Annotated in this window: 14 protein-coding genes and 1 riboswitch; of the genes, 11 read left to right on the top strand and 3 right to left on the bottom strand. The window is 72.1% G+C overall.

Annotation, left to right across the window (positions count from 1 at the left end; all coding sequences use genetic code 11):
* The first annotated feature begins 16 nt into the window (after positions 1-16).
* The 6 genes from ctaE (at position 17) to ACZ6KF_RS00135 (ending at position 7,219) form a co-directional block, all read left to right on the top strand.
* The gene (gene ctaE, locus ACZ6KF_RS00160) at positions 17-637 is read left to right on the top strand and encodes an aa3-type cytochrome oxidase subunit III (protein ID WP_356631712.1); all 621 of its coding nucleotides are present in this window, start codon (positions 17-19) and stop codon (positions 635-637) included.
* A gap of 81 nt (positions 638-718) precedes the next feature.
* Positions 719-1,531 carry a cytochrome bc1 complex diheme cytochrome c subunit gene (qcrC, locus tag ACZ6KF_RS00155; RefSeq protein ID WP_356631710.1) on the top strand — a complete coding sequence of 271 codons (813 nt, stop codon included), beginning with the start codon at positions 719-721 and terminating at the stop codon, positions 1,529-1,531.
* Positions 1,528-2,589 (top strand): cytochrome bc1 complex Rieske iron-sulfur subunit, encoded by a 1,062-nt coding sequence (qcrA, locus tag ACZ6KF_RS00150; protein WP_356631708.1) that lies wholly within the window; start codon positions 1,528-1,530, stop codon positions 2,587-2,589. The genes qcrC and qcrA overlap by 4 nt, the downstream gene beginning before the upstream one ends.
* Positions 2,586-4,229 (top strand): cytochrome bc1 complex cytochrome b subunit, encoded by a 1,644-nt coding sequence (gene qcrB / locus ACZ6KF_RS00145; protein ID WP_356631706.1) that lies wholly within the window; start codon positions 2,586-2,588, stop codon positions 4,227-4,229. Before qcrA ends, qcrB begins: the two co-directional genes overlap by 4 nt.
* Before the next feature lie 139 nt (positions 4,230-4,368).
* Positions 4,369-5,433, top strand: coding sequence for an anthranilate phosphoribosyltransferase (trpD, locus tag ACZ6KF_RS00140; protein WP_356631704.1), 1,065 nt, complete (start codon positions 4,369-4,371; stop codon positions 5,431-5,433).
* A 97-nt stretch (positions 5,434-5,530) separates the two neighbouring features.
* A riboswitch (SAM riboswitch) is annotated at positions 5,531-5,647 on the top strand.
* A gap of 201 nt (positions 5,648-5,848) precedes the next feature.
* The gene (locus ACZ6KF_RS00135) at positions 5,849-7,219 is read left to right on the top strand and encodes an aminotransferase class V-fold PLP-dependent enzyme (RefSeq protein WP_469236512.1); all 1,371 of its coding nucleotides are present in this window, start codon (positions 5,849-5,851) and stop codon (positions 7,217-7,219) included.
* A gap of 236 nt (positions 7,220-7,455) precedes the next feature.
* On the opposite strand, the gene ACZ6KF_RS00130 is transcribed toward ACZ6KF_RS00135, so the two are convergent.
* Positions 7,456-7,737, bottom strand: a complete 282-nt coding sequence (locus ACZ6KF_RS00130) for an Lrp/AsnC family transcriptional regulator (protein ID WP_356631701.1) — start codon at positions 7,735-7,737, stop codon at positions 7,456-7,458.
* Positions 7,734-8,468 (bottom strand): rhomboid family intramembrane serine protease, encoded by a 735-nt coding sequence (locus ACZ6KF_RS00125; protein ID WP_356631699.1) that lies wholly within the window; start codon positions 8,466-8,468, stop codon positions 7,734-7,736. The genes ACZ6KF_RS00130 and ACZ6KF_RS00125 overlap by 4 nt, the downstream gene beginning before the upstream one ends.
* Positions 8,469-8,624: 156 nt before the next feature.
* Here ACZ6KF_RS00125 and ACZ6KF_RS00120 point away from each other — a divergent pair, with 156 nt between their 5' ends.
* From ACZ6KF_RS00120 to ACZ6KF_RS00100, 5 genes are all read left to right on the top strand, one after another.
* Positions 8,625-8,864 (top strand): hypothetical protein, encoded by a 240-nt coding sequence (locus ACZ6KF_RS00120; protein WP_356631697.1) that lies wholly within the window; start codon positions 8,625-8,627, stop codon positions 8,862-8,864.
* Positions 8,865-8,927: 63 nt separating this feature from the next.
* A complete protein-coding gene (locus ACZ6KF_RS00115; protein ID WP_356631695.1) occupies positions 8,928-10,277 on the top strand; it encodes an NYN domain-containing protein in 1,350 nt (449 codons plus the stop codon).
* 369 nt (positions 10,278-10,646) lie between these two features.
* Positions 10,647-11,693 (top strand): C40 family peptidase, encoded by a 1,047-nt coding sequence (locus ACZ6KF_RS00110; RefSeq protein WP_356631693.1) that lies wholly within the window; start codon positions 10,647-10,649, stop codon positions 11,691-11,693.
* A gap of 207 nt (positions 11,694-11,900) precedes the next feature.
* The gene (locus ACZ6KF_RS00105) at positions 11,901-12,932 is read left to right on the top strand and encodes a C40 family peptidase (RefSeq protein WP_469158106.1); all 1,032 of its coding nucleotides are present in this window, start codon (positions 11,901-11,903) and stop codon (positions 12,930-12,932) included.
* Between the two features lie 81 nt (positions 12,933-13,013).
* A complete protein-coding gene (locus tag ACZ6KF_RS00100; protein ID WP_469237184.1) occupies positions 13,014-14,180 on the top strand; it encodes a hypothetical protein in 1,167 nt (388 codons plus the stop codon).
* Positions 14,181-14,294: 114 nt separating this feature from the next.
* Here the strand turns inward: ACZ6KF_RS00100 and ACZ6KF_RS00095 are convergent, their stop codons facing one another.
* Positions 14,295-15,530, bottom strand: coding sequence for a glycosyltransferase 87 family protein (locus tag ACZ6KF_RS00095; RefSeq protein ID WP_469236510.1), 1,236 nt, complete (start codon positions 15,528-15,530; stop codon positions 14,295-14,297).
* Positions 15,531-15,609: the final 79 nt, after the last annotated feature.

Below are 15,609 nucleotides of genomic sequence, written 5' to 3'. Positions count from 1 at the left end.
ATAAGCGACCGACATAATGTCGGTCGTGGCGACAGCAACGACAGTAGATACCGGGCACGCGCACCCGTCGGTCAACCGGCCGAACCTCACCAGCGTCGGAACCATCATCTGGCTGAGTTCCGAGCTGATGTTCTTCGCGGCCCTCTTCGCGATGTACTTCACCCTGCGATCGGTGACCGGGCCCGATTTCTGGCACGAGAAGGCCGACGCCCTGAACTTCCCGTTCTCGGCGACGAACACCACGATCCTGGTGCTCTCCTCCCTCACCTGCCAGCTCGGCGTCTTCGCCGCCGAGCGCGGTGACGTGAAGAAGCTCAGGATGTGGTTCATCGTCACCTTCGTCATGGGTGCGATCTTCATCGGCGGCCAGGTGCTGGAGTACACCGAGCTGGTCAAGCACGAGGGCCTGTCGCTCTCGTCGGACCCGTACGGCTCGGTGTTCTACCTGACCACCGGCTTCCACGGCCTGCACGTGACGGGCGGCCTGATCGCCTTCCTGCTGGTCCTGGGCCGCACCTACGCGGCGCGGAGATTCACCCACGAGCAGGCGACCGCCGCCATCGTCGTGTCCTACTACTGGCACTTCGTCGATGTCGTCTGGATCGGCCTCTTCGCCACGATCTACATGATCAAGTAGTCGGGGCTCGTACCCGAGCGCCTCACCGAAGCGCACATCCCAGAAGCATCGACGCAGAAGATCCTGACACCGGGGTAATCCGTGAAAAAGCTCTCCGCACGACGACGCCATCCGCTGGCGGCAGTCGTCGTCCTACTCCTCGCGCTGGCGGCAACTGGGGGGCTGTACGCCGCGTTCGCGCCCGCGAGCAAGGCGCAGGCCGATGAAACCGCCCAGTCCCTCGCCATCGAAGAGGGCAAGAAGCTCTACGCCGTCGGCTGCGCCAGCTGCCACGGCACCGGCGGTCAGGGCACCTCCGACGGACCGAGCCTGGTCGGCGTCGGCGCCGCCGCCGTCGACTTCCAGGTCGGCACCGGCCGTATGCCGGCGGCGACCTCCCAGAGCGCTCAGGTCCCGCGCAAGAAGGTCGTCTACACCCAGGCCGAGATCGACCAGCTCGCCGCCTACATCTCCTCCCTCGGCGCCGGCCCGGCGATCCCGACCGAGGAGCAGTACGGCACGGAGGGCGCGGACATCGCCAAGGGCGGTGAGCTGTTCCGCACCAACTGCGCGCAGTGCCACAACTTCACCGGCAAGGGCGGCGCCCTCACCAAGGGCAAGTACGCGCCGGGCCTGGAGGGCGTCGACCCCAAGCACATCTACGAGGCCATGCAGACCGGCCCGCAGAACATGCCCTCCTTCCCCGACACCGTCCTGTCGGAGCAGAATAAGAAGGACATCATCGCGTACCTCGAAGAGGTCAACGGCGACGAGGCCAAGAGCCCCGGCGGCCTTCAGCTGGGCGGCCTCGGGCCGGTCAGCGAGGGTCTGTTCGGCTGGATCTTCGGTCTCGGTGGCCTGATCGCCATCGCCGTGTGGGTCGCCGCCCGGACCGCAAAGGCCAAGAAGTCATGAGCAGCCACGACATTCCCGAAGAGAAGCTCCCTGCCGAGCAGGGCCACGCGCACGGCACGGCGGTGGGCGTCGCGGACGAGGAGAACCCGTTCGCCGACCCCGGCCTGCCGCCGCACGAGCACCGCATCCAGGACATCGACGAGCGGGCCGCCAAGCGGTCCGAGCGCGCGGTCGCCCTGCTGTTCACGCTCTCGATGCTGGCCACCATCGGCTTCATCGCTGCGTTCGTCACCATCCCCGTGGACAGGTCGGTCTACGTCTGGACCCTCGGCCACGTCAGCGCGCTCAACCTCGCGCTGGGCCTGACCCTCGGCATCGCGCTGTTCACCATCGGCGCCGGCGCGATCCACTGGGCGCGCACGCTGATGGCGGACGTCGAGATGGCCGACGAGCGCCACCCGATCGAGGCGTCGCCCGAGCTGAACGCCAAGATCAAGGAAGAGTGGAAGCAGGGTGTCGAGGAGTCCGCGTTCGGACGGCGCAAGCTGATCCGCAACACGATGCTCGGCGCGCTCACCCTCGTGCCGCTCACCAGCCTGGTCCTGCTGCGCGACCTCGGTCCGCTGCCCGGCACCTCGCTGCGCCACACCATGTGGTCCAAGGGCCTGCTCCTGGTCAACATGAACACGAACGAGCCGCTGCGTCCCTCGGACATCTCCGTCGGCTCGCTCACCTTCGCCAAGCCCGAGGGCCTGGAGGAGCACGACCACTCGTACCAGAACGAGATCGCCAAGGCCGCCCTGATGATCGTCCGGATCGAGCCGGAGGACATCAAGGACAAGCGCGAGCTGGAGTGGTCGCACGAGGGCATCGTGGCGTACTCCAAGATCTGCACCCACGTCGGCTGCCCGATCTCGCTGTACGAGCAGCAGACGCACCACGTGCTGTGCCCCTGCCACCAGTCCACCTTCGACCTCTCCGACGGAGCCAGGGTCATCTTCGGCCCCGCCGGCCACGCCCTGCCGCAGCTGCGCATCGGCGTGAACGACGAGGGGTACCTCGAGGCGCTCGGCGACTTCGAGGAGCCCGTCGGCCCTGCATTCTGGGAGCGCGGATGAGCACCACCAGCACCACCAGCACCGAATCCCGCGCCCGCGGGAAGGCTCCGGCCGGCGAGCGCCTCGCCGACTGGGCCGACGGCCGGCTGGGGATCTACTCCCTGGCCAAGGCCAACATGCGCAAGATCTTTCCCGACCACTGGTCGTTCATGCTGGGCGAGATCTGCCTGTACAGCTTCATCATCATCATCCTCACGGGTGTGTACCTGACGCTGTTCTTCCACCCGTCGATGAACGAGGTGGAGTACCACGGCAGCTACGTCCCGCTGCAGGGCGTGCTGATGAGCGAGGCGTACGCCTCCACGCTGGACATCAGCTTCGACGTGCGCGGTGGTCTGCTGATCCGGCAGATCCACCACTGGGCGGCGATCATCTTCCTCGCCGGCATGTTCGTGCACATGATGCGCGTCTTCTTCACCGGCGCGTTCCGCAAGCCGCGCGAGGTCAACTGGCTGTTCGGCTTCCTGCTGTTCGTCCTGGGCATGTTCACCGGGTTCACCGGCTACTCGCTCCCGGACGACCTGCTCTCGGGCACCGGTGTCCGCTTCACCCAGGGCGCGATCCTGTCCGTGCCGATCGTCGGCACGTACATCTCGATGTTCCTGTTCGGCGGGGAGTTCCCCGGCACGGACTTCGTGGCCCGGTTCTACTCGATCCACATCCTGCTGCTGCCGGGCATCATGCTGGCGCTGGTGAGCGCCCACCTGATCCTGGTCTTCTACCACAAGCACACCCAGTTCCCGGGCCCCGGCCGGACCAACAAGAACGTCGTCGGCATGCCGCTGCTGCCGGTCTACACGGCCAAGGCCGGAGGCTTCTTCTTCCTGGTCTTCGGTGTGACCGCGGCCCTCGCCGGCATCGCGTCGGTCAACCCGATCTGGGTCCTCGGCCCCTACCGGGCGGACCAGGTGTCCACGGGCGCCCAGCCCGACTGGTACATGGGCTTCGCCGAGGGCCTGGTGCGCGCCATGCCGGGCTGGGAGATCAACTTCTGGGGTCACACGCTCGTCCTGGGCGTGTTCGTCCCGCTGGTGATCTTCGGTCTGTTCCTCGCGGTGATCGCCCTGTACCCGTTCATCGAGGCCTGGGTCACCGGGGACAAGCGGGAGCACCACCTGCTGGACCGCCCGCGCAACGCCCCGACCCGCACCGCCTTCGGCGTGGCCTGGATCACCGCGTACATGATCATGCTGATCGGCGGTGGCAACGACATCGTCGCGACCCACTTCCATCTGTCGATCAACGCGGTCACGTGGTTCGTCCGGATCGGGTTCTTCGTCGGACCGGTCATCGCGTTCGTCGTGACCAAGCGGATCTGCCTCGGCCTCCAGCGCCGGGACCGGGACAAGGTGCTGCACGGCCGGGAGACCGGCACCATCAAGCGCCTGCCGCACGGTGAGTTCATCGAGGTGCACGAGCCGCTCAGCCAGGAGCAGCTGCACACGCTCACGGCGCACGAGCAGTACAAGCCGCTGGCCATCGGCCAGACGGTCGACGAGAACGGCGTCAAGCGCAAGGTGAAGGGCTCCGAGAAGCTGCGCGTCAAGCTCAGCAACGCCTACTTCGGCGAGGAGTCGCAGATCCCGAAGCCCACCGTCGAGGAGTACAAGGAGATCACGAGCGGCCACGGCCACCACTGATCGCTGCGTTCGCCACAGCCACGGCCGAGGGCCCCGTCCGGTGTACGGACGGGGCCCTCCGTCTTGTCCGGCGGCTGGATAGGGTGGAGCCCGTCCGAGACACCCGTCCCGACATCCGGGACCGAGCCAGGAGCGGCTTATGAGCGCTGTGACCCCCGCTGGAGGCGACACCGCGGCGGGCCGCACCTGGCCCGCCCTGCTGAACGGCCTGCTCGACGGCCGCGACCTGAGCGCGGACGACACGGCCTGGGCGATGGACGTGATCATGCGGGGCGAGGCGACGGACGCCCAGATCGCCGGTTTCGCGGTGGCCCTGCGGGCCAAGGGCGAGACCGTCGAGGAGATCGCCGGCATGGTCCGCACCATGTACGAGCACGCCAACGTGATCGAGGTGCCGGGGGAGACGGTCGACATCGTCGGCACCGGCGGCGACGGCGCCAAGACGGTGAACATCTCCACCATGTCCGCCGTGGTGATCGCCGGCACCGGCGCCAAGGTCGTCAAGCACGGCAACCGCGCCGCCTCCTCCGCGTCCGGCGCGTCCGACGTGCTGGAGAAGCTCGGGGTCAATCTGGAGCTGACGCCGCGGCGGGTCGCCGAGGTGGCCGAGGAGGCCGGGATCACCTTCTGCTTCGCGGTCAGGTTCCACCCGGCGCTGCGCCATGTGGCTGCGGCGCGCGGCCAGCTGGGCATCCGGACCACCTTCAACTTCCTCGGCCCGCTGACCAACCCGGCGCGGGTGCGGGCCCAGGCGGTGGGCGTCGCCGACGCGCGCATGGCCCCGATCGTCGCCGGCGTGCTCGCCGAACGCGGCAACTCCTCGCTGGTCTTCCGCGGCGACGACGGCCTCGACGAGCTGACGGTCACCGCCACCTCCCGGGTGTGGGTGGTCCGCGACGGCAAGGTGACCGAGGAGGTCTTCGACCCGCGGGACGTCGGCATCGAGCCGGTCCCGCTGGAGGCACTGCGCGGCGCCGACGCCTCCTACAACGCCGAGGTGGCCCGTCGGCTGCTCGACGGCGAGCGGGGTCCCGTACGGGACGCGGTGCTGCTGAACTCGGCGGCGGCCCTGGTGGCGCTGGAGCCGGGCACGGGACCGCTCGCGGAGCAGCTCCGGGACGGCATGGCGAAGGCGGCCGAGTCCATCGACTCCGGGGCGGCCGGGCGGGTCCTGGAGCGCTGGGTGGCGGTCAGCAACGCCTGAACGGCCGCGTGGGCAAAGGCAGATGGCGCAGGGGCGCGGTCCGGGATGCGGACCGCGCCCTTGCGCGTATCCGACAGTGTGGCAAGATGTGGGACCAGGTCATGAGCGACAGCCATCAGGCCCCGGCCGGCTGTCCGGCAACCCTCCGTCCGTGGCGGGGTGCCCCGGGTGAAGACCAGGCCGCAGACAGCAAGGTCTGCGGCAAGCGCGGACCCCTCGCGAGACCAGGGGTCCTGGGTCGTTCGAGGGAGCCTTCCGTGAGCAAACGAATGCGCTAGGTCTGTCGGCCGTTTTCCAGCCGTGCCCCGGGTGCGCCGTCGACGCGCGCGCCTTCCGCACCGGTCGCCTCGGCGCACCCCCTTTCTTCTCGTCCCCCGCGCTGCTGCCCAGCGCTCGACTCACGGGAGTCCTCGTCATGCCGGTTTCCGTATCCTCCGCTGCCTCCGCCCCGGTCATTTGCCCCCCGCTGCCCGTTCTGGGGCGGGATGTCACCGTGCCGCTCGTGACCGGCGGCGAGGCCGTCTACGCCGCGCTCGACTACGCGGCCAGCGCGCCCGCGCTCCAGCGGGTGTGGGACGACGTGGCGGCGTACGCGCCGTACTACGGCAGCGTGCACCGCGGTGCCGGGTACCTCTCGCAGCTGTCCACCGACCTGTTCGAGAAGGCCCGCGCCACGGTCGCGGGCTTCCTCGACTGCCGGGCCGACGACCAGGTCGTCTTCACCCGCTCCACCACCGACTCCCTGAACCTCCTGGCCGGGGCGCTGCCCGCCGGATGCCGGGTCTTCGTCTTCGAGACCGAGCACCATGCCGCGCTGCTGCCCTGGCCGGAGGACGCGGTCACCTGGCTCGACGCGCCGCGCAGCCCGGGCGAGGCCGTGGCGGCCCTGGAGCGGGCCCTCGCCGACCGGGACCCGTACGGCCCCGCGCTGGTCTGCGTCACCGGGGCGTCCAACGTCACCGGCGAGCTGTGGCCGGTACGGGAACTGGCCGCCGCCGCGCACGCGCACGGCGCCCGGATCGTCCTGGACGCCGCCCAGCTCGCCCCGCACCGCCCCGTGTCGGTGCGCGACCTGGACGTCGACTGGGTCGCCTTCTCCGGGCACAAGCTCTACGCCCCCTTCGGCGCCGGCGTCCTCGCCGGCCGCGCCGACTGGCTGGGCGCCGCCGACCCGTACCTCGCCGGCGGCGGGGCCAGCCGCAGGGTCGCCCGGCGGGCGGACGGCGGCGTGGAGGTGGAGTGGCACGACGGCGCGGCCCGGCACGAGGCGGGGTCCCCGAACGTCATCGGCGCCCACGCCGTCGCGTCGGCCTGCCAGGCGCTCACCGAGGCCGGCTTCGAGTCCCTGGTCGCCCGCGAGGAGTACCTGCTGCGCAAGGTGCGCGAGGGACTGGCCGGGCTGCCGCAGGTGCGGGTGCTGTCCCTGTTCGGCGAGGACGCGCCGCGGGTCGGCGTCCTGTCCTTCGTGGTGGACGGCTGGAACGGCTCGCACTTCGCCGCGGCACTGTCCGCGGAGTACGGCATCGGGGTGCGGGACGGGCTGTTCTGCGCCCATCCGCTGCTGCGCACGCTGCTGGACGGCGCGGCCGGGACGTCGGGGACGTCTCAGGAGTGCGGGACGCCCGGGACCGCCGGCGCCGTCCGGGTCAGCTTCGGCGCCGGGACTCCCGAGGAGCATGTGGACCGGTTCCTGCGGGCGACGCGGGAGCTGCTCGGGAACGGGTCGCGGTGGTCCTACCGGACGGAGGGCGGGCGGTGCGTGCCGGTGCCTGGGCCGGCGGCTTGAGGTCGTCGGGGGCGAGGGCGTGGTGTTCGGGTGAGGGTGTCGGGGGCCGGTCGCGCAGTTCCCCGCGCCCTTGGGGTGTTGCCCGGACGTCGGCTGTGAGGGGCCGTGTCCGAGGGGCGTGTGCTTCGGGTGCGGGTTGTGGAGGGCCGGTCGCGCAGTTCCCCGCGCCCCCCGGGGCGTCGCCTGGGCCGGGGGCGGTGGTGACCGTCCCCGGCGGCCGGCCGGTCAGCCCGGCCTCAATTGTCCAGGCCGATGGCGAAGGCCGCCTCCAGGTCGTGCTGGGAGTAGGTGCGGAACGCCACATGGGTGTCCGTCGCCTCCACGCCCGGGATCTTGCTGATGCGGCCGGGGATGACCTCCGCCAGGTCCTCGTGGTGGCGGACCCGGACCATCGCGATCAGGTCGTACGTGCCGGTGACCGAGAAGACCTCGCTGACGGAGTCCAGCGCCGCGATCCGCTCGGCGATCTCGGGGATCCGGTCCACGCTGGTCTTGATCAGGACGATCGCGGTGATCACGGCTGGTTCTCTCCCTCGGGGGCCGGAGCTGGGGCGGGTTTCACTCTAGTCCTCCGGCCGAACCGGGCCCACGCGTAGCCGAAGCCCAGGGCGAAGCCCACCAGGTGGGCCAGGTACGCCACCCCCGGCCCGCCGTCGGAGCGGCCCGCCGCCAGCCACTGCAGGGCCGCCCAGAAGGGCAGCACCACCCACGCCGGGAAGCGCAGCGGCAGGAAGAAGAGGAACGGCAGCAGACTGGTCACCCGCGCGGTCGGGAAGAGGAACAGGAACGCCCCGAGCACCGCCGAGATCGCCCCGGACGCGCCGACCAGCGACTGCTCGGAGCCCGCGTTGGCCGCCGCGTACGCCAGCAGCGCGAGGCAGCCGCAGCCGACGTAGAAGAGGGTGAACCCGGCCCGGCCCATGCGTTCCTCGGTCATCGCGCCGAAGACGTGCAGGAACAGCATGTTGCCGAGCAGATGCACCCAGCTGCCGTGCACGAACAGTGCCGTCGCCGGGGTGAGGAGGGCCCCGGGGGAGCCGCCGAACAGCTCTGCGGGGATCACGCCCCAGCGGCGGAAATAGGCCCGCTGCACCGCGAGCAGCTCCTCCCCCGTGCCGTAGGCGGGGCCGAGCCCCGACGCGGGCCCGATCAGGAAGATCACGCAGCACAGGCCGATCAGCCCGTACGTCACCGGCGCCGGCGGCCTCCGCCGGGCTCTCAGGGCCACCGCCCTCCAGTCGCTGACCATGAACACAGAGCATGACGCAACGGGACGTATCCGCACGGACCGCCTCGCCGCCGTGGACGGACGGGCGTCGGGCACCCGGCAGGCCGTAGGGTTACGAGCCACACGCTCCAGGCACGCTGGCGCGCCGGGAAACCAGAAGGGAAGGGACCAGGCACGATGACGGTTCCCCTGCCGACCGCCTCGACGCGGTGGCGCTGCAAGCTGTGCGGCAACCTCACCCGCTTCGACGTGACCCGTTCCTCCAAGGTGGTCGAGTACGTGCACCTCGACCTGGCCGGTGAGCCGAACGTGGAGGAGCGCGAGGTCGTCAGTGAGACCATCGAGTCGGTGCGGTGCCGCTGGTGCAACGCCGTGGATCAGGTGGAACTCGTGGAGAGGCCCGGCGTCGGCTCCTGACGGGAGCGGGCTCCTGGGCCGGTGATCCCGTGACCGGGGTCGCGTACAGGCATTGGGGTGAGGATGGTGGAGACCACAGGCGGGGAGCCGGACGACGGCGCCGCTGAGGTGCTCGACCGTCCGCTGCCCGAGGGTGTGCGCCGCCGCGTCGTGCAGATCGTCGCCGACGGCTTCGGCGGACTGACCATGGCCGAACTGCCCGCCCAGTTGCGGCAGTACGCCCGTTTCGCCCCCAACCGCCGTGCCAAGTTCGCCGGGAACGCCATGGCCGCGGCCCTGGAGACCGACCCGCTGTTCCGGCAGCGCATCGGCGAGAAGTTCCGGGAGGTCCAGCCCGAGCTGTGCGGCGCCCTCGACTCGGGCGCGCCCCCGCCCGCCGCCGACCCGCTGGACGTCGCCGCCGCGGCGTACGTGCTGCGTACGGCCGGCTGGGTGAAGCTCGTGACCGCCGCCGGCGAGGAGGCCCAGCGCGCGGACGCCGAGCGCGCCGACGAGGAGAACCGCGCCGAACTGGAGCGTCTGCGCGCCGAACTCGCCGCCGCGCGTGAGCACACCCGCGCCGAGACCGAGCGGCTGCGCACCGAACTGGACGCCGCCCGCAAGGAAGCCGAATCGCTTCACCGCAAGCTGCGCTCCGCCCTGAGCGACGTCAAGCGCGGCGAGGCGGCGCTGCGCAAGGCCCACGGAGAGATGGAGGCCGTGCGCGCCGAGAGCCACGCGCAGGTGTCCGCCGCGGAGAGCGAGACCCGGCGTCTCAAGGCCCGGCTGGGCGAGGCGGAGGCCGCCCTGGAGGCCACCCGCCGGGCGGCCCGCGAGGGCCGCAGCGTCGAGGACATGCGGGTGCGGCTGCTGCTCGACACCGTGCTGGACGCCGCCCAGGGCCTGCGCCGCGAACTGGCGCTGCCGCCCGTGTCGGTGCGGCCCGCCGACACCGTCGACGCGGTCGAGCCGGGGCGGATGACGCCGAAGGACATCGCCGCCCGCGCCCTGTCCGAGGACGACCCCGCGATCCTCGACCAGCTGCTGGCGCTGCCGCAGGCCCATCTCCTGGTCGACGGCTACAACGTCACCAAGACCGGCTATCCCCAGATGCCGCTGGAGAAGCAGCGGCTGCGGCTGCTCGGCCAGCTCTCCCAGCTCGCCGCGCAGACCGGAGCCGAGGTCACCTGCGTCTTCGACGGGGCCGAGCTGGCCGCGCCGGTGCTGCTGGCGCCGCCGCGCGGGGTACGGGTGCTGTTCTCCAAGCCCGGTGTCACCGCCGACGAGCTGATCCGGCAGCTGGTGCGCGCCGAGCCGCCGGGCCGGCCGGTCATCGTCGCCTCCACCGACCGCGAGGTCGCCGACGGGGTGGCACGGGCCGGCGCCCGGCCCGTCGCCTCCGCCGTGCTCCTCAAACGCTTCTCGCGGGGCTGACCTCCGGTCGACCCGCAATGGGACTCAATGGGAGCCGATGGCCGTCAATGGCGTCAATGGCGTCCAACGCACCAATGTCCGCCGCTCGGCTCCTATGGCCGCAATGGCAAAAACGAAGGCCAATGCCCGAATTGGGCGGAAGATCGCGCGACGTAGTGTCAGTCGCTCATCACCTCGGGTGAGTTGTGTGTAAAGAATGCTGGATGGGGCGAGATTTTTCAGCTGAGGATTTGAACTGATCACAGACAGGTCACTAGGGTCATGCCTCGAACCCTCGCTCGGGTGATCACTCACAAGGGGTGAGTGACGGCGGGGGAACCGCCCGCCGGCGTGTCGGTAGGCGGCTGAAGGAAGAAGGAGATCGCCCCCGTGGCGTCCCACCGTCGACCCAAGCAGCCGAGCCGCGCACGTGTGACCGTGCTGACCACCGCGGCAGCCGCTGCCGTCGCCCTGAGCTCGCAGGCCGCCAACGCCGCGCCCAGCGAGAAGCCCACCAAGGACGAGGTCAAGGCCAAGGTCGACAAGCTCTACCAGGAGGCGGAGCAGGCCACCGAGAAGTACAACGGGGCCAAGGAGAAGCAGGAGAAGCTCCAGAAGGAGATCTCCACCATCCAGGACAACGTCGCCCGCGGCCAGGAAGAGGTCAACGAGCTGCGCGACGGCCTCGGCTCCATGGCCAGCGCCCAGTACCGCTCGGGCGGCATAGACCCCTCGGTCCAGCTCTTCCTCTCCGCGGACCCGGACGACTACCTCGACAAGGCCTCCACGCTCGACCAGTTGAGCAGCCAGCAGGTCGACGCGCTGAAGAAGATCCAGGAGAAGCAGCGCGAACTCGCCCAGGACCGCGCCGAGGCGTCCGACAAGCTCAAGGACCTCGCCTCCACCCGCACCGAGCTGGGCAAGAAGAAGCAGGAAGTCCAGGCGAAGCTCGCCGAGGCGCAGAAGCTGCTCAACACCCTGACCGCGGCCGAGAAGGCCGCGCTCGCCGCCGAGGAGGAGCGCGCCAGCCGCGACAGCGGACGCAGCGCCCTCGCCGCCTCCGCGTCCGGCAGCGCCGCCCCGGCCACCGGCCGCGCCTCGTCCGCCTACGCCGCCGCCCAGAGCAAGATCGGCTCGCCGTACGTGTACGGCGCCTCCGGCCCGTCGTCCTTCGACTGCTCCGGCCTCACCTCCTGGGCCTTCGCCCAGGCCGGCGTCCAGATCCCGCGCACCTCGCAGGCGCAGGCGAGCTACGGCACCCGCATCTACTCGCAGAGCGACCTCCGGGTCGGCGACCTGGTGATCTTCTACAGCGACCTGCACCACGTCGGCTTCTACGCCGGCAACGGCCAGGTGCTGCACGCCCCGCGCAGCGGCACGGTCGTGCGCTACGAGTCGATCAACAACATGCCGTACCAGTTCGGCGTCCGCATCTGACCCGTTGGCATCGGACCCGGTTTCCGCGGGCCATGCCGCCCGAACGGGCGAATTACGACACCGGGCCGCGCCCCACGCCCCGCCGATGACCTGCGTCAGCGGCGGGGCGTCACGTTGCGTGGCCACCGGGGTCGTTGGTCGCCGCCCCGTCGCGGGGTTACTGTCTGCCGCGTTTCCAGTCCGCCAGTGGAAGGAGCGCGGCCACCCGTGGGGTCCCATCGCCGTCTCGCACCGTCCGGTCCCGTCCGGAGCGCCGGCGCCGCGCGCGTCGCCATGGGCGCGCTGTCGGCCGCCGCCGCGGCCCTCGCCGCCGTACCGGACACGCCGGCGCTCGCCGCGCCGCGCGACGACACCCGTGCCGAGGTGGACCGGCTCTACACGGAGGCCGAGAAGGCCACCGAGGCGTACAACGCGGCCGACGAGCGCGCCGACCGGCTGCGGGGGCAGGTGAACGACGCCCAGGACCGCGTCGCCCGCCAGCAGGAACGCGTCAACTCCCTGCGGGACGCCCTGGGTTCGCTGGCCGGCGCGCAGTACCGCACCGGCGGCCTCGACCCCTCCCTCGCCCTGCTGTTCTCCGCCGACCCCGACGACTACCTCGACCGGGCCGCCGTCCTGCACCGCATCGGCGTCCAGCAGGCCGGCCGGCTCGGGCAGCTCCAGGACGCCCTGCGCGATCTGGGCCGGGAACGCGCCGAGGCGGCCGGCCGCCTCACCGAACTGGAGAAGAACCGCCGGGCCGCCGCCGCCCACAAACGCGCCGTCGAGGACAAGCTCGCCCGCGCCCGCCGACTGCTCGCCGCCCTCCCCGACGCCGAGCGCGCCGCCTTCGAGCGGGCCTCCCGCTTCGCCCGCCAGGACCTGCCCGACCTCGCCGACCTGCCGCCCGCCTCGCCCCGCGCCGCCGTCGCGGTGGCCGCCGCCCGCTCCGCGCTCGGCAAGCCCTACGCCTGGGGCGCCACCGGCCCCGGCGCCTTCGACTGCTCCGGCCTGATGCAGTGGTCGTACGCGCACGCCGGGGTCGCCCTCCCACGCACCTCGCAGGCCCAGCGGGCGGCCGGCCGGCGGATCCCGCTGTCCGAGGCCCGGCCCGGCGACCTCGTCACCTACCGGTCCGACGCCAGCCACATCGGGATGTACGTGGGCGGCGGCCAGGTGATCCACGCCCCCTACCCGGGCGCGCCCGTGCGCCACGACCCGGTCGGGATGATGCCGATCTCCGGGGTCACCAGGGTCTGACCGGCCGCCCGCACTGCCCGTACGATCGGGAGGGTGGCCGGTCGAGGGCGGGCGTCGGGACGCGGAGCCGCAGCAGTGCGTCTGCTGCTGCTCGGCGCGCTGCTCGCGCCCCTGACCGGCTGCGGCCCGGGACCGGCTCCCGCCCCCTCCCACGCCCTGCGCGGCGAGGTGCAGCGCCTGCTCGACCGGCGCGCGGACGCCGTCCTGGACCGCGACGCCGAGCGCTACCGGCGCACCGGACCGGCCCCCGACTACGCCGACCTGCGGGCGCTGCCCTTCGCGGAGTGGTCGTACGAGGTCACCGCCGTGCGGCGGACCGGCGCCACCGCCACCGCCGAGGCCGACCTGCGCTACCGCCTCGACGGCTACGACCCGGCGCCCGTGACGGCGGGCCGCACCCTGCGGCTGGCCCGCAACGCCGGGGGCCGCTGGACCGTCGTCTCCGACCGGCCGCGGGGAGGGTCCGCCGAGCAGCTGTGGGACCAGGGCACGGTGAGCGTGGTCCGGGGCGCGCACGGCATCGTGCTCGGCGTCGGGCAGTCCCGCGCCGAGCTGCGCGCCTACGCCGGGCTCGGGGACCGCGCGGTGCCCGCCGTGTCCGAGGCGTGGGGCACGCGCTGGAGCGGGCTGGTCGTGGTGCTCGTGCCCGGCTCGCTGGACGACATGGCCGCCCTGCTCGGCTCGCCCGCCGCCCACTACCGGGGCATCGCCGCCGTCACCACCGGCGAGACGGGCGGGTCCGGCCGGTCGCCCGCCGACCGGATCATCGTCAACCCCGACGCGTACGGCGTCCTCGGCCCCGTCGGCAGACAGGTCGTCCTCACCCACGAGACCGTCCACGTCGCCACCCGCGCCCACACCAACGCCGCCACGCCGCTGTGGCTGTCCGAGGGATACGCCGACTGGATCGGCTACCGCGACAGCGGGCGCGCCCCGGCCGAGGCCGCGCCCGAACTGGCCCGCGCGGTGGCCGAGGGGGACCTTCCGGACGCCCTGCCCGCCGACGCCGACTTCCGCTTCACCGGTCACTCCACGGCGCTCGCGCGCGCCTACGAGGGCGGGTTCACGGCCTGCGGGCTGATCGCGCGACGCTGGGGCGAGGAGCGGCTCGGCGCGTTCTACCGGGCGGTGGGCGCGCACGGGGAGCGGCGGGGTGCGGTCGAGGGGGCGATGGCGCAGGTGCTGGGGACGACGCCGGAGCGGTTCACGGCGCTGTGGCGGGAGCATCTGCGGGCGGAATTCGGCTGACGGGGCCGCGGGCCGGGAACACGGGGACGACGCCGGAGCGGTTGACCGCGCTGTGGCGGGCTCACCCGAGAAACCCGAGAAACGGGCGTGCGGGGCCGGTCGGGGGCACGGGGCTCAGGACGAGACCGGGGTCTCCTCGCCGCGGGGCGCCCGGCCGGGGGCGGGCGCGGCGGCCGGGGCGGGGGCCGTCGCGCGCCACAGGGCGCGGGCCGCGACCACGGTGGCCAGGACCAGCAGGCCGTTGCGGACGACCAGGAGGGTGACGCCGAGGGTGTCGCTCGCCACGACGTGGGCGAACCAGATCGGGAACTCCAGCACCGTCACCGCCGACGCCGCCAGGACCAGCAACGCCGGCAGGCGCATCGCGCTGCGCCGGAAGGACAGGCACACCGCCGCCACCCCGACGAGCCACACCATGTACTGCGGGCTGATCACCCGGCTCGTCGTCGTGAACAGCAGCACCGCCACGAACGCCGCGTCCGCCGCCGTGTGCGGCGCGAACCGCCTCGCCGCCAGCCGCCACGCCAGCAGCCAGCCGAAGGCGACCCCGGTCAGCGCCAGGGCCGCCGTGCTGACCAGGCCGACGTACGGGCCGAGGAACTCCACCGAGCCGTAGTTCAGCAGCACCTGGCCGTCCCAGCCGTACTGCCGCGCCACATGGAAGACCAGCGCGCCCAGCGACTCCACCTCCGTGCCCCGGTCCCGCTGGAAGGTGAGGAAGGCGAACGCGCCCGGCATCGCCAGCGCGAACCCCGCCGCCAGCGCCGCCGCCGACACCGCCGCCGCCCCCCACACCCGCCGCCGCACCACGCCGGCCAGCAGCAGCGCGGGCCACACCTTCAGCATCGCCCCGAACCCGATCAGCGCCCCCATCAGTTGGGGCCGCCGGCTGCCCGCCAGGAGCGCCGCCACCGCGACGGCCGTGACCATCACGTCGTAGCGCGCGTACACCGTCGGCCCCAGCAGCGGCGCCCCCACGACCCACAGCCACGCGCCGCGCATCGTCCGGCCCGGCCGCGGACCGGCGTACAGCAGCAGGGCGAGGACGGCGAAGTCGGCCAGGAACGCCAGCACGAAGAACGCCTGCGCGTAGTCGAGGAACGACAGCAGCGCGGGGGAGAGGATCGCGAGGGCGGCGGCGGGCGGGTACTGCCAGGTGACGTCCTCGCGGGGGAACGCACCGCCGCTGAGCACCTCGTACCAGCCGTGGTAGATCACCGAGACGTCCGTGGTGACGTCCGGTCCGGGGAAGACGACGACCTTCAGGACGAAGAACAGCAGGAACAGCCGGGTCGCCGACCAGAGGGCGACCAGCCCGATCAGCGACGGTGTCCCGTTGGTCCTGTCCACGCGCGCCCCTGTCCGGTCGTCGGTCCGTCGCCCGCGCCGCCGGGGCGGACGCCAGCGTGAGTTTACGTTGGGTAGGGTC

It is taken from the genome of Streptomyces sp. NPDC046379, assembly GCF_055587785.1.
This window is presented reverse-complemented; position numbering and strand designations above follow the sequence as displayed.

What these genes read in the sequence shown, in the direction of transcription:
- ctaE (WP_356631712.1), top strand. Translation starts at nt 17, where the DNA reads ATGTCGGTCGTGGCGACAGCAACGACAGTAGATACCGGGCACGCGCAC.
- qcrA (WP_356631708.1), top strand. Translation starts at nt 1,528, where the DNA reads ATGAGCAGCCACGACATTCCCGAAGAGAAGCTCCCTGCCGAGCAGGGC.
- qcrB (WP_356631706.1), top strand. Translation starts at nt 2,586, where the DNA reads ATGAGCACCACCAGCACCACCAGCACCGAATCCCGCGCCCGCGGGAAG.
- trpD (WP_356631704.1), top strand. Translation starts at nt 4,369, where the DNA reads ATGAGCGCTGTGACCCCCGCTGGAGGCGACACCGCGGCGGGCCGCACC.
- ACZ6KF_RS00135 (WP_469236512.1), top strand. Translation starts at nt 5,849, where the DNA reads ATGCCGGTTTCCGTATCCTCCGCTGCCTCCGCCCCGGTCATTTGCCCC.
- ACZ6KF_RS00125 (WP_356631699.1), bottom strand. Translation starts at nt 8,468, where the DNA reads ATGGTCAGCGACTGGAGGGCGGTGGCCCTGAGAGCCCGGCGGAGGCCG.
- ACZ6KF_RS00120 (WP_356631697.1), top strand. Translation starts at nt 8,625, where the DNA reads ATGACGGTTCCCCTGCCGACCGCCTCGACGCGGTGGCGCTGCAAGCTG.
- ACZ6KF_RS00115 (WP_356631695.1), top strand. Translation starts at nt 8,928, where the DNA reads ATGGTGGAGACCACAGGCGGGGAGCCGGACGACGGCGCCGCTGAGGTG.